This is a genomic window from Shewanella sp. VK101 (assembly GCF_056497865.1).
Map to the genome: position 1 here is coordinate 4,405,206 of NZ_CM151402.1, position 12,889 is coordinate 4,418,094.

The following is a 12,889-nucleotide window of genomic DNA, read 5'->3' on the forward strand; positions in this document are numbered from 1 at the left end:
AGCTGTAAGTGGATCTTAAATTGCAGGAAGCGGGGAGATAAACCCCAGCCAGGCTTTCGCTATCAATGGAATCAAAACCATGAAAGAGCACAGAAACAGCAAAGAGCAAAAGAAGAAACCCATGCACTCTGCCAAGGAGAAGCGGGCCGCCAAAATGGCCAAGAAACAGGCCAAACTCAATCCTGTGGAGAATATCAAACAAGGCAAATGACCCCCTCCCTTCACAGCCCCTGTTTGGCAATAGATAAAACGAAAGGCGCTCAATCGAGCGCCTTTCCCTTGTGCAGTGGAGTGTCAGCCGGAGCAGCAATCCCGCCGCAGCCAACGCCTGGGGATCTTGTCGTAAATCACCTTGGCCATCAGCAGCGCCAGAATAATCCCCGACCAGTTGACCACAGCCTGTGGCAGTAACTGGTGCTCTTCCCCTATCTGCGGCATCACTTCAAAACCAAAGTTCGCCACCAGCAAGTTCACCAGCATTCCGGCCAGCAGCGCCACCCCGAGTACCCCGCCAAGATAGCCGTAAAGCGCCCGTTTACCCATCTCTTTGGCGACTACGCCTAGGGTGGCTATGTTGGTGGCGGGTCCCGCCAGCATAAACACCAATACAGCGCCCGGAGAAACCCCGGCCAGCAGCAAACCTGCCGCTATCGGCGTCGAAGCTGTGGCACAGATATACATGGGGATGGAGATGAGAACCATCACCAACATGGCCAGAATACCGCCGCCCCATTGGGCCAGGAAGTCTCCCGGCACATAGGTCTGTACCAGCGCGGCAAAGAATAACCCCACCAGCAACCAGATGGCGGTGTCACGCACCAGATCCGTGGCGGCATACTTGAGACCGGCCAGCACTCTATGCAAGACAGACTTCGACTTGAGTTCAGTCGCCATATCGTCACTGTCGCAGCAGTTCGAGGCCGATTGCGATGATGAACAGCATGAAGCCGCCTCTACCTTAGGTTGAGAGCAGCAGGACTGAGTGGCTTCTTCCTTGACCGAAGAGCAACAAGACCCGCCGACGGTGCTGGCCTTAGCGGTACTGATCTTAGCCGTACTGCAACAGTCTGCCTCTTGCACCTTGGCCGGGGCACAGCAGGAACTCTGAGCTTGTGTCGGCGCGGCCTTGAGAGGACTGAAATTGGCGGCGCCTACCGGCTTGAACTGAGCCACGGTTTTGGCTTGAGCCTTCTCCGCCTCGCTCTTCTTCACAGCCTCAGAGGGCAAAGCCGGCTCATCATCGCGGCCAACCAACAAACCCGCCACTATGGCACTGCATACCGCGGCAATAGGTCTGACAATCGCCATAAAGGGGCCGAGCAGAACATAGGACACAGTGACCGAATCGACGCCGGTTTCAGGGGTCGATACCAGAAAAGAGGTGGTGGCCGCCTTGGAGGCGCCACTGCGTCTCAGGCCAACGGCGGCCGGGATAACGCCGCAGGAACACAGCGGCAAAGGCGCACCCAGCAGAGCCGCCTTGACAGTGGTCTTGAGGCCATGTCCCCCCAATTGTTTTTGCATCCAGCTCATGGGAACAAAAACCTTCAGCAGCCCCGCCAGCACCAGCCCCAATAGCAGCCAGGGGGCCGACTCGAGAAACAGCTCAATAAAATTATCCATCAACATGATTTTGCGCCCCTACTTACACGGCTATTGGCATGACTGTGATTGTGACCCTTGCCGGTTTCGACTCTGGGGGACAGCTCATCGTCACAGGACTCCAACGCCTCCAAAATCGAGCAATGCTCGGCACTTTCCGGGCCGCCACAGCAAGTATCCGACAGTAACTGCAAAGACTGGCGGAACTGATTAAGCTCGGCAATTTTCTGCTGCACCTTATCCAACTTGTCGTCCACCATGCCTTTGACATCGCTGCAGGCACGGTTGGACTTATCCAGTTCAATGGACAAAAGCTCGGCTATCTCCCCCAGGGTAAAACCCACCGCCTTGGCCCTGAGAATAAACTTCAGCCGCTCGGCATCCCTGTCGCTGTAGACCCGGTAACCGGAGTCGGTGCGCATAGAGGGTGCCAGCAGGCCGTGTTTCTCGTAAAACCTCAGGGTATCGGCCTTGATATCAAAGCGCTTGGCCAGTTCACCTATCCTGTACATATGCAGTTCCTGCTAATAATTCCTATTCAAGTATAAAGCTTAGAGCTTAATCCAAGGTCAAGTGTTTTTTATCCCGCTTCGGGGTTTTGGCTTGTTCGCAGAGCAATATTGTGAAACGCGTAGAAAAAACACCGCGGCAAATCGTTTTACGTTAAAATACGGCGCGCCTTGAGGGTTCCCGGACCATTCGAGGGACTTTTGGAAAACAATGCAAATCAGCACTGCCTGGTTTTCCGAAAGATCCTTGAATATAAAAAAGTGGAATACTGTACCCAAATGAATAATGCCAGACCCATACGTCGCGCGCTCTTGAGCGTATCTGATAAGACCGGAATCCTGGAGTTCGCCAAGGCGCTGCATGCCCAGGGCGTTGAACTGCTGTCCACCGGAGGCACCGCCCGCTTGCTGGCGGATAACGCTGTACCTGTCATTGAAGTTTCAGACTACACAGGTCACCCAGAGATCATGGATGGCCGGGTCAAGACACTGCATCCCAAAGTGCATGGCGGTATTCTCGCCCGTCGTGGCCAGGACGAAGCCGTCATGGAAGCCAATGGCATAGGCCCGATTGACCTGGTGGCCGTTAACCTCTACCCCTTCGCCGAAACCGTTGCCAAGCCGGGTTGTACCCTGGAAGACGCCATCGAGAATATCGATATCGGCGGCCCGACCATGGTGCGCGCCGCGGCCAAGAACCACAAAGATGTCACCATAGTGGTCAACGCCTCTGACTATCAACGCGTACTGGCAGAAATGGCGGCCCACCAGGGTTCAACCACTCTGGCGACCCGTTTCGATCTGGCCATTGCCGCCTTTGAACATACGGCCGCCTATGATGGCATGATAGCAAACTACTTCGGCACTCAGGTTCCGGCCCACAGCAAGGACGAGTGTCATCAGGATTCCAAGTTCCCGCGCACCTTCAACACTCAGTTGCTGAAGAAGCAAGATCTGCGTTACGGCGAGAACAGCCACCAGAGTGCCGCCTTCTATGTTGACCTCAACACAGACGAAGCCTCGGTCGCCACTGCCGTGCAACTGCAGGGTAAGGCGCTGTCTTACAACAATATTGCCGACACCGACGCCGCGCTGGAATGCGTTAAGGAATTTGAGCAACCCGCCTGCGTTATCGTCAAGCACGCCAACCCCTGTGGTGTCGCCCTGGGCAGCGATCTGCTGGACGCCTACAACCGCGCCTTCAAGACAGACCCCACCTCAGCCTTCGGCGGCATCATCGCCTTCAACCGTGAGCTGGACGGCGCCACTGCGGCGGCCATTGTCGAGCGTCAGTTTGTTGAAGTGATCATCGCTCCTAAGGTCAGCGAGCAAGCCCGCGAGCTGGTTGCCAAGAAAGCCAATGTCCGTCTGCTTGAATGTGGTCAGTGGCAAGGCCGCACCAAGGGCCTGGATTACAAGCGGGTCAACGGTGGTCTGCTGATCCAGGACAGAGATCAGGGCATGGTGACCGAAGCCGACCTCAAGGTGGTCAGCAAGCGTCAACCTACTGCCGAAGAAATCAAAGATCTGCTGTTCTGTTGGAAGGTCGCCAAGTTCGTTAAGTCCAACGCCATTGTTTATGCCAAAGATGGCATGACCATAGGGGTGGGCGCAGGTCAAATGAGCCGGGTCTACAGCGCTAAAATCGCCGGTATCAAGGCCGCCGATGAAGGCTTGGTCGTGGAAGGTTCAGTGATGGCATCTGATGCCTTCTTCCCTTTCCGTGACGGTATCGATGCCGCAGCTGCTGCCGGTATCAGCTGCATCATTCAACCCGGTGGCTCCATCCGCGATGAAGAGGTGATTGCCGCTGCAAACGAGCATGGAATGGCCATGGTATTTACCAATATGCGCCACTTCCGTCACTGATAGTCAGCAGGCCCAAACCGGCCTGCACTGATGCAATGAACTTATCGCCGGAATAACCTCCGGCGATTCGCCGTAACAAAGCCCTGCCCGGTCTGAACCTGCCCGCAAGGCGTTAAGCGAAAAAGGATAAGAAGATGCAAGTACTCGTGATTGGTGGTGGTGGTCGTGAACATGCCCTGGCCTGGAAGGCAGCGCAATCTCCCGCCGTGGAAACCGTGTTTGTTGCTCCGGGGAATGCCGGCACTGCGCTGGAGCCCAAGCTGGAAAACCTGGCGATAGAAGCCACGGATATCCCGGCGCTGCTGGCCTTTGCCAAGCAACAACAGATAGCCCTCACCATAGTCGGCCCAGAGGCCCCTCTGGTACTGGGAGTGGTCGATGCCTTCCGCGCCGAAGGTCTGAATATCTTTGGCCCCACCGAAGCGGCAGCGCAACTGGAAGGCTCCAAGGCCTTTACCAAAGACTTTCTTGCCCGCCACCGGATCCCAACCGCCGACTACCAGAACTTCACTGAAATTGCCCCGGCCAAGGCCTATGTCGCCGAGCTTGCCGGTCGCACAGGTTTCCCTGTGGTAATCAAGGCCGATGGTCTGGCCGCAGGTAAAGGGGTGATCATCGCCCAGGATCAAACCGAGGCCGATGCCGCCATCGACGATATGCTGGCAGGCAACAAGTTCGGCGAAGCCGGCTCCAGAGTGGTCGTTGAGGAGTTTCTGCGCGGCGAAGAAGCCAGCTTTATCGTGATGGTCGACGGCAACAATATTCTGCCTATGGCCACCAGCCAGGATCACAAGGCCCGTGACAACGCCGACAACGGCCCCAACACAGGCGGCATGGGTGCTTACTCCCCGGCGCCGGTCGTCACCCAAACAGTGCACGATTGGGTCATGGCCAATGTTATCCGGCCAACGGTTGACGGCATGGCCGCCGAAGGCAATGTCTACACAGGCTTCCTCTATGCCGGCTTGATGATTGCCGCCGATGGCAGCGCCAAGGTGCTGGAATACAACTGCCGCTTTGGCGACCCTGAGACTCAACCTATCATGATGCGCCTCAAGTCGGATCTGGTGGAGCTCTGCCTGGCCGCCTGCCGTGGTGAGCTGGACAAGGTCAGCGCCGAATATGATCAGCGTGCCGCCGTCGGTGTGGTCATGGCCGCCGGGGGTTATCCGGATGATTACCGCAAGGGTGATGTTATCGAAGGGCTGTCACTCGGCAACAATGAAGCCAAGGTGTTCCACGCCGGTACCAAGATGGTCGATGGCCATGTAGTCACCAATGGCGGCCGGGTATTGTGCGCTACCGCTTTGGGCAACACAGTGACCGAGGCCCAACAGGCCGCTTATGCCCTGGTGGATGAAGTCCATTGGGACGATGTCTACTTCAGAACCGACATAGGCTATCGCGCCATCGCCCGCGAGCAGGCATAACGGCTTTCACTCAGTTAGCCTGACTCAACAGTCAACAGAAAAGCCCGGAATTTTCCGGGCTTTTCTGTTTGAACCTCAGCTTAGCTCTTTAAGGGCTTAGTTCTCTGAGGGCATAGTTCTCTGAATGCTTAATCACTTTAAAGCAAGGTACTGGCCATCTTGCGGCGCAGGTAGGCTATCTGCTGCATATGGGGCAAGTCTTTAGGACAGTTATCCTGACATCCCAGCAGGGTCATACAACCGAACACCCCATCCTGATTGCCTATTACATGGTAGAAGTCCTCGGCGCTGCGGGCATCGCGGCTATCCAGCTCGAAGCGGGCAATTTTCATCATGCCGACAGCGCCGACAAAGGTGTCGCGCATCTGCTTGGTGGCGCAGGCCGAGACACAGACACCGCACTCCACACAGCGCTCCAGTTCATAGAGTCTGGCGGCTTCCTCCGGGTCCATCGGGGCTTCCAGATGGTGGATATCCTGCTGATCCGGCTTGGGGTGCAGCCACAGCTTGAGCCTTTCAGCCAGCTCACGCATAAACTTGCCTGTATTGACCGACAGATCCCCTATCAGCTCAAAGCCTGGCAGCGGCATCAGGGTGATCAGTCCATCTGGATATTTGGCGGTCAAGGTGCGGCAAGCCAAGGTAGGAAAGCCGTTGATCACCATGGCGCAGCTGCCGCAAATCCCGGCGCGACAGACAAAGTCGAACTGCAGCGATGGGTCCTGCTCCTCCCTGAGGCGATTGAGGGCGATAAATACCGTCATCCCCGGGGTTTCTTGCAGCTGATAGTCCACCATTTGTGGCTTGTCTCCCGCTTGCTGTGGGTCGTAACGGAAGATCCTGAAGGTTAAAGTGCGGCCACTCATGCGTTGTCATCTCCGGCAGGGTTAGGCTGAGAAGGGGTTGAAGTCTGTGGGCAAGCCAGACGGTCGCTCAGGCGCTCGTTGCCGGGGCGCAGGCTTTCCGGCAGTTCGAACGGCATCAGCGCCCGCTGCTTGTCTTCAGCGCCGGCATCCGGCCCCAGAGACGCGAGAATGGCAGCAATCTCCTGCTCGCGTTTGGCGGTATCCGGATGGGCAATGGCATTGTCGGCACCATAGCCGCGATAACCGGGCGGCAGTTCCATCTGCATCACATCCAGCGCCTCGTAGCTGAGCACAGGCTCCAGCGCGTCGGCGTCCGGCCAGCTGGCCAGGGTACGGCTGAGCCAGTCTTTGTCGTTACGCTGCGGGTAATCCTCGCGGGCATGGGCGCCACGGCTCTCGGTGCGCGCCAGGGCGCCGCAAGCAACAGTCAGTGCCACCTTAAGCATACGCCTGACCCGTAAGGCCTCGACCAACTCGGGATTGGCGTGGCGCTTCTTGCAGGTGACAACAATATTGCGCGAGCGAGCCAGCAAATCCTTGAGTTCGGCCACCGCCTTTTCCAGCTCAGGGCCGTTACGGAAGATGCCGACATAGTCCATCATCACTCTTTGCATCAGGCGCTTGAGCTCAAACGGGCTCTCGCCCTGCTCCCGAGCCAGCAGCTCGTCTATCTCCTGGTTGAGCTCATCACGGAAACGCTGCACCAGCGCCGTATCCAGCACCAGCTCCTCCTGCTCGCAGAAGTCGGCCACATATTTACCTATGATCATGCCGCCGACCACGGTTTCCGCCAGCGAATTCCCGCCCAGACGGTTAAAGCCATGCATGTCCCAACAGGCTGCCTCACCGACACTGAACAGCCCCTTGAGCTGCGGGCTCTCTCCTGTGTGATTGGTGCGAATACCGCCCATGGAATAGTGCTGGGTCGGCCGCACCGGGATCCACTCTTCGGCCGGATCTATGCCGAGGAAGTTCTCGCAGATCTCTTTGACTTCCCGCAGGTTGGTTTCCACATGCTTGCGCCCCAGCAGGGTGATATCCAGCCACAGGTGCGGGCCATAGGGGCTATCGACTCCCTTGCCCTTACGCATATGTTCTGTCATCCGCCGTGATACCACATCACGCGAGGCCAGCTCTTTCTTCTCCGGCTCATAGTCGGGCATAAAGCGGTAGCCGTCTTTATCCCGCAGCAAGCCACCGTCTCCACGGCAGCCCTCTGTGGTCAGAATGCCCACGGGCACTATGGCCGTGGGGTGGAACTGTACGGCTTCCATATTGCCAAGGGTCGCGACCCCGGTTTCCAGCGCCAGCGCCTGGCCTATGCCCTCACAGATCACTGCATTGGTGGACACCTCATAGATACGGCCATAGCCGCCTGTGGCTATGGTGGTGGCCCGGGCGATATAGGCCCTGAGTTCACCTGTGATCAAACAGCGGGCAATGACCCCATGGCAGCGGCTGCCGTCGTGAATGAGTTTCAGCGCCTCGACCCGCTCATGCACCGGGATATCCATGGAGATCGCCTTGTTGTCCACCGCATACAGCAGCGAGTGGCCGGTACCATCGGCGGTGTAACAGGTGCGCCATTTCTTGGTACCGCCAAAGTCGCGGGCGTTGATCAGCCCGTGAGCCTCGGCGGCTTCTTCCAGAGTTACCTTTTCGGCATTGACCACCACTTGACGCGGCCCGGCAGTCACCCTGGTCCAGGGTACGCCCCAGTTGGCCAGCTCGCGCACCGCCTTGGGAGCACAGTGGGCGAACATTCGCGCCACCTGTTGATCGCAGCCCCAGTCTGAACCTTTGACCGTGTCCTGAAAATGCACATCTTCGCTGTCGCCCATGCCCTTGACGGTATTGCCGAGACTGGCCTGCATGCCGCCCTGGGCCGCGGCCGAGTGGGAACGCTTGGCAGGGATCAGCGACAGTACCAGGGTATCCAGGCCACGCTCTTTGGAAGCGATGGCTACCCGCAGACCCGCCAATCCGGCGCCGACAACCAACGAATCCGTATAGATGAGTTTCACGCACACTCCTTATGGGACGGCCCAATGCCGTTTGCCCTAAAGCTATCTGTTTGGGTTATCGATACTCAGCTCGCGTGGGGCCAAAAAGCCAGCAAGGACGCCAGACCTACGGCGACAAACGCCACACTGAGTATGGTTTTAATTTTTCTAAGGCGCGCCCGGCTGTTGAGATCCCGCGCCGCGCCCCATTTCAATGCCACCCGGTACAGTCCTATGGCGGCATGTAACTCCACTGTCAGCAGCAGTGGCAGGTACAAGGCCCAGGCATACTGGTTCCAAATCCTGTCGGCCGAGCCCTGTGGCCCTATGGTTTCCGGGGCCGAACCCACCAACCAAAGATGCACAGGAAGCAACAGCAAAATCACCACTCCGGTAGCAGCCTGCCACACCCACAAGCGGGTATCGCCATGATCAATTTGCACTAGTTGCTGTTTCAGAGCCTTTTGCTGCCTGAGCGACAGAGGCAACTTGTGCAAGGCCACCAACACATGCAACAACGCCAACCCGGCAACGGCTATGGCTATCAGGCTCACCACCCAGGGATAGCCGTGGCCATCGTCACTGAGAAAACTCAGCTCCATGTTGCGGGCCACCCATTCCATTGCCGGCGCCCCCAGCAATATTGAAGACACCAGCAACAGGTGAGTCCACAAAAACAGCGCCAACAACACGCCTGAAGCACTCTGCCCCAGATCCAACCAGCCGCCCCAGCGCTCACTCAGTCGTATCATGCGTATTCTCCCTGTCATCCAATGGCTTAACCGCTTAAAGATAGTAAAACCAATGTGGATCACAAAGGGCGAACGAACCCTGAGGCAGATCAAACTTCTGCCGGTTAATTTACCTTTAACTGATATTGAGTTAACCGGGAACGAACGGCTGCAGCGGCAGGCTCAGCTCATTACCTAGCAGCATATAGGTCACCAAACTGCCTAAACCAAGCACAATAAGGTATACAATCAATAGCTTGGCTATTTTTCTCAGGCCAGTGCGGTTAAAGCTGAGGCCCCATTTCACCGCCACCCGATACAGGCCTATCATGGCGTGGATCACCACCGCAGGCAGCAGCAGGATATACAGCAGCCAGGTGTTGTCGTGCCAGACTCGGTAGGCCGACATATTGGGGCCGATTTCCGGATTGGCTATCATGGTGACCAGGTGCATGGGCACCAGGAAGAACAGGATAAAGCCGGTAGCCAACTGCCAGAACCAGGCGTGGCTGTCGCGGTGTTTGATCAGATGCAGATGGCTGCGCAGCGCCCGCCATTGGCCGAGCTGCGCCGGAAAGCGCCTGAGCGCCATGGCGGCATGCAGTATCACCACCAGCAGAATAAACACAGAGAAGAGTTGCGTCAGCAGTGGGTAACCGTGGCCACTGGCACTGAACCAACCGCCTTCCAGCACCTGCACTACCTTATAGAAAGCCTCTTTACCCAGCATGATGCTGGATTCAAAGTGAAGATGCGCCAACAGAAACATGCCCAACAAAATGCCGCTGGCACTCTGCAGGCGATCGGCTCTGGCCGACCAGTGGTGGCTGTTGGCATGACCGAGCCAGCGCTCGGGGATGTGATATTTTGTCAGCATGTTTTTTGGGTACAGATCCTTGGGATCTACAACATAACTCACAGCCAAACTGCGCCAATGCCCAAGGAGTCTGAATGTGACCTGCCTCAATCGAAAGTGGGGGATTATCTGATCACGCTCACAAATAAACCACTTTCAGCAAAACAGAGGTAATACCAATTATCCACTACAAATCAAACGTTTATTTGAAACTTTAAAACAAAAAAGACAGCAAATTACCGTAAATCCAACCGCTGACCGAACAAACCTGAAACCGGGTTTCACTCCGCCCTCTTTACCCCGGTGTGCTGGCAAGGCCGGCAGCCTATGGCTTACAATAGCGCTTTATTGTCCCCCACGAGAGAAGATTCCATGCCCTGGATCCAGTTACGCATCCACAGCAGCAGCGAGCACGCCGAGACACTCAGCGACCTGTTGCTGGAGGAAGGCAGCGTGTCCATCACCTTTGAAGATGGTAAAGATACGCCGATTTTTGAGCCCAAACTGGGCGAAACCCCGCTGTGGGCCGACACTGTAGTGGTCGCCTTGTTCGATGCCGGCACAGATCTGACGCCCACAGTCGAGATGCTCAAGCAACTGCCCTTCCTCGAAGGCAAGCTCAACTACAAGATTGAGCAGATAGAAGATAAAGACTGGGTCCGCGAATGGATGGACAGCTTCCACCCCATTCAGTTCGGCAAGCGTCTGTGGATCTGTCCCAGCTGGCGTGAAATCCCGGATCCCGAAGCCGTCAACGTGATCCTGGATCCCGGCCTGGCCTTTGGCACAGGCACTCATCCCACAACGGCCCTGTGCCTGGAGTGGCTCGATGGCCTGGATCTGCGAGGTAAACAGCTGGTCGACTTCGGCTGCGGTTCCGGCATTCTGGCGGTCGCCGGTCTCAAGCTGGGCGCAACCAACGCCATAGGCATAGACATAGACTACCAGGCGATAGACGCCTCCCGCGACAATGCCAAGCGCAACGGCGTGGATGACAGACTCAGCCTCTATCTACCTGAAGATCAACCCAAAGGTATTCAGGCCGATGTGTTGGTTGCCAATATTCTGGCCGGACCGCTGCGGGAACTGGCCCCCCTGATCGCCGAGTTGGTTCGTCCGGGTGGCAAACTGGCGCTGTCCGGTTTACTGCAGGAACAAGCCGAAGAGATCCGCGAATTTTACGCTCAATGGTTCGAGATGGACGAAGCCGTTCACAAAGAAGATTGGAGCCGCTTGACAGGAGTACGCAAATAGCGGTAAAGGCGGCGCCAGAGCGCACTGGCGTTGACTTCCCACCAATCAAAAGTCAAGTAAAAAAGTTTTGCTCAGGTCATTTATTGACCTTTTCACCGCTGTCAAAAAGGCGTACTATAGCGCCCCTTTGAAGAGCAAGGTGAAACAGCAAAATGCAGATTGGACCCTATCAACTGAAGAATCAGCTGATCGTGGCACCAATGGCAGGTGTCACCGATCAGGCCTTTCGCAATCTCTGTATCCGTTATGGTGCTGCCATGGCAGTGTCAGAGATGCTTTCGTCCAATCCCGACCTTTGGGACACGGACAAGAGCCGCCAGAGAATGACGCACTCGGGTGAAGAAGGCATACGCTCAGTACAAATCGCCGGGGCTGACCCCGATAATATGGCTTGGGCCGCCCGCTACAATGTAGAGCAAGGCGCCCAGATCATAGATATCAACATGGGTTGTCCGGCAAAAAAAGTGAATAAAAAGCTCGCGGGTTCTGCCCTGCTGCAATCGCCGGAACTGGTAAAGAAAATACTGGATGCCGTGGTTGCCGCAGTGGATGTGCCGGTAACGCTGAAGATTCGCACGGGCTGGGCCCCAGAACACAGAAATGGTGTTCAAATCGCCCGGATTGCCGAAGAGAGTGGCATTACGGCGCTCGCGGTTCATGGCCGCACCCGCCAATGCATGTACAAGGGTCATGCCGAGTACGACACCATCAAGGCAATCAAACAGAATGTCTCGATTCCTGTTGTCGCCAACGGGGACATCGATAGTCCGGAGAAGGCGCGTTTCGTGCTGGATTACACAGGTGTCGATGCCCTGATGATAGGACGGGGTGCCCAGGGAAGGCCTTGGATTTTCAGAGAGATCCAGCATTACCTGGACACAGGTAGCAAGCTAGCGCCCATAGGGATGGCAGAGCAGCGTCAAGTGATGCTGGAACACCTAACCAAACTGTATGATTTATATGGGGAAGTAAAGGGCGTCCGCTTCGCCAGAAAACATATGGGATGGTACCTGGACCAGGAAGAACAGCGCCAGTTCCGTGCCGACTTTAACCGGCTGGAAACCGCTGCAGAACAATGTTCCATGGTGGAACGTTTTTTTGATGAATGTGTACTAGATAAATAAAGAGCAGAATACGAATGTTTGATCAGACAACTCACACAGAAGCTCATCAGCTTACCGTAGGCAAAATCGAAACCGCTAACGGCACCATCAAGCCCCAGTTACTACGCGACGCTGTAAAGCGCGCTGTCAGCAACTTCTTCGCTCAGTTGGACGGTCAAGAAGCTCAGGAAGTTTATGAAATGGTGCTATGCGAAGTTGAAGCACCTCTGCTTGATATCATTATGCAGCACACTCGTGGCAACCAGACCCGCGCCGCCAACATGCTGGGCATCAACCGCGGCACACTGCGCAAGAAGCTGAAAAAATACGGCATGAACTGATCACCAGTTCGCTAGATGCTGTAACTAAAAAGGTTTACCCATAAAACGGTAAGCCTTTTTTGTTTTACCCTCCATGAAGACACTATATTGTTGATCGCCACCGACTTATCAAAGTAACACGGATAAAAATCAGCCCGATTGTTGTACCATGGAGTCTCAGTTGCAGAGGCGATATCGAATAAGGCATCACAGCATCGGCCCGGTCTGATTGACATCGGCGACTGACATCTTTAAAACGTCACCCAACTTGGCGATAGCGCTACGAGACACAGCAAGGACATGGACTGATGGGACAGCTTATAGGAAATTTCTTCTCGGTAGTTTG

General features: G+C 56.0%; 12 protein-coding genes. 6 read left to right on the forward strand and 6 right to left on the reverse strand.

Annotation, left to right across the window (positions count from 1 at the left end; all coding sequences use genetic code 11):
• Positions 1-79: 79 nt before the first annotated feature.
• A complete protein-coding gene (locus ACSHSR_RS19650; RefSeq protein WP_096141150.1) occupies positions 80-211 on the forward strand; it encodes a hypothetical protein in 132 nt (43 codons plus the stop codon).
• A gap of 83 nt (positions 212-294) precedes the next feature.
• On the opposite strand, the gene ACSHSR_RS19655 is transcribed toward ACSHSR_RS19650, so the two are convergent.
• On the reverse strand, positions 295-1,629 hold the full coding sequence (locus ACSHSR_RS19655; protein WP_479631061.1) for an SO_0444 family Cu/Zn efflux transporter: 1,335 nt from the start codon (positions 1,627-1,629) through the stop codon (positions 295-297).
• A complete protein-coding gene (gene zntR, locus ACSHSR_RS19660) occupies positions 1,623-2,114 on the reverse strand; it encodes a Zn(2+)-responsive transcriptional regulator (protein WP_028781380.1) in 492 nt (163 codons plus the stop codon). Before zntR ends, ACSHSR_RS19655 begins: the two co-directional genes overlap by 7 nt.
• A gap of 276 nt (positions 2,115-2,390) precedes the next feature.
• Here zntR and purH point away from each other — a divergent pair, with 276 nt between their 5' ends.
• Both purH and purD read left to right on the forward strand, forming a co-directional pair.
• Positions 2,391-3,980, forward strand: coding sequence for a bifunctional phosphoribosylaminoimidazolecarboxamide formyltransferase/IMP cyclohydrolase (gene purH, locus ACSHSR_RS19665; RefSeq protein ID WP_479631062.1), 1,590 nt, complete (start codon positions 2,391-2,393; stop codon positions 3,978-3,980).
• A gap of 134 nt (positions 3,981-4,114) precedes the next feature.
• On the forward strand, positions 4,115-5,410 hold the full coding sequence (purD, locus tag ACSHSR_RS19670; RefSeq protein WP_144220932.1) for a phosphoribosylamine--glycine ligase: 1,296 nt from the start codon (positions 4,115-4,117) through the stop codon (positions 5,408-5,410).
• A 137-nt stretch (positions 5,411-5,547) separates the two neighbouring features.
• Here the strand turns inward: purD and ACSHSR_RS19675 are convergent, their stop codons facing one another.
• The 4 genes from ACSHSR_RS19675 to ACSHSR_RS19690 form a co-directional block, all read right to left on the reverse strand.
• A complete protein-coding gene (locus ACSHSR_RS19675) occupies positions 5,548-6,276 on the reverse strand; it encodes a fumarate reductase iron-sulfur subunit (RefSeq protein ID WP_028781383.1) in 729 nt (242 codons plus the stop codon).
• Positions 6,273-8,300: a fumarate reductase flavoprotein subunit gene (locus ACSHSR_RS19680; protein ID WP_101095869.1), complete on the reverse strand. Its 2,028-nt coding sequence runs from the start codon at positions 8,298-8,300 to the stop codon at positions 6,273-6,275. The genes ACSHSR_RS19675 and ACSHSR_RS19680 overlap by 4 nt, the downstream gene beginning before the upstream one ends.
• Positions 8,301-8,365: 65 nt before the next feature.
• Complete coding sequence (locus tag ACSHSR_RS19685) at positions 8,366-9,031, reverse strand: fumarate reductase cytochrome b subunit (protein ID WP_025011335.1); 666 nt, start codon at positions 9,029-9,031, stop codon at positions 8,366-8,368.
• 130 nt (positions 9,032-9,161) lie between these two features.
• On the reverse strand, positions 9,162-9,887 hold the full coding sequence (locus ACSHSR_RS19690; protein WP_025889945.1) for a fumarate reductase cytochrome b subunit: 726 nt from the start codon (positions 9,885-9,887) through the stop codon (positions 9,162-9,164).
• Positions 9,888-10,238: 351 nt separating this feature from the next.
• Here ACSHSR_RS19690 and prmA point away from each other — a divergent pair, with 351 nt between their 5' ends.
• The 3 genes from prmA (at position 10,239) to fis (ending at position 12,564) form a co-directional block, all read left to right on the forward strand.
• On the forward strand, positions 10,239-11,120 hold the full coding sequence (gene prmA, locus ACSHSR_RS19695; protein ID WP_144218170.1) for a 50S ribosomal protein L11 methyltransferase: 882 nt from the start codon (positions 10,239-10,241) through the stop codon (positions 11,118-11,120).
• A gap of 152 nt (positions 11,121-11,272) precedes the next feature.
• Positions 11,273-12,244 carry a tRNA dihydrouridine synthase DusB gene (dusB, locus tag ACSHSR_RS19700; protein ID WP_025011338.1) on the forward strand — a complete coding sequence of 324 codons (972 nt, stop codon included), beginning with the start codon at positions 11,273-11,275 and terminating at the stop codon, positions 12,242-12,244.
• Between the two features lie 14 nt (positions 12,245-12,258).
• Positions 12,259-12,564, forward strand: a complete 306-nt coding sequence (gene fis / locus ACSHSR_RS19705) for a DNA-binding transcriptional regulator Fis (protein ID WP_025011339.1) — start codon at positions 12,259-12,261, stop codon at positions 12,562-12,564.
• Positions 12,565-12,889: the final 325 nt, after the last annotated feature.

Bases quoted from the DNA above. Each gene is read 5' to 3' on its own strand.
- ACSHSR_RS19655 (WP_479631061.1), bottom strand. From the start codon at position 1,629: ATGTTGATGGATAATTTTATTGAGCTGTTTCTCGAGTCGGCCCCCTGG.
- dusB (WP_025011338.1), top strand. From the start codon at position 11,273: ATGCAGATTGGACCCTATCAACTGAAGAATCAGCTGATCGTGGCACCA.
- prmA (WP_144218170.1), top strand. From the start codon at position 10,239: ATGCCCTGGATCCAGTTACGCATCCACAGCAGCAGCGAGCACGCCGAG.
- ACSHSR_RS19690 (WP_025889945.1), bottom strand. From the start codon at position 9,887: ATGCTGACAAAATATCACATCCCCGAGCGCTGGCTCGGTCATGCCAAC.
- ACSHSR_RS19650 (WP_096141150.1), top strand. From the start codon at position 80: ATGAAAGAGCACAGAAACAGCAAAGAGCAAAAGAAGAAACCCATGCAC.
- fis (WP_025011339.1), top strand. From the start codon at position 12,259: ATGTTTGATCAGACAACTCACACAGAAGCTCATCAGCTTACCGTAGGC.
- purD (WP_144220932.1), top strand. From the start codon at position 4,115: ATGCAAGTACTCGTGATTGGTGGTGGTGGTCGTGAACATGCCCTGGCC.
- purH (WP_479631062.1), top strand. From the start codon at position 2,391: ATGAATAATGCCAGACCCATACGTCGCGCGCTCTTGAGCGTATCTGAT.
- zntR (WP_028781380.1), bottom strand. From the start codon at position 2,114: ATGTACAGGATAGGTGAACTGGCCAAGCGCTTTGATATCAAGGCCGAT.
- ACSHSR_RS19675 (WP_028781383.1), bottom strand. From the start codon at position 6,276: ATGAGTGGCCGCACTTTAACCTTCAGGATCTTCCGTTACGACCCACAG.
- ACSHSR_RS19685 (WP_025011335.1), bottom strand. From the start codon at position 9,031: ATGATACGACTGAGTGAGCGCTGGGGCGGCTGGTTGGATCTGGGGCAG.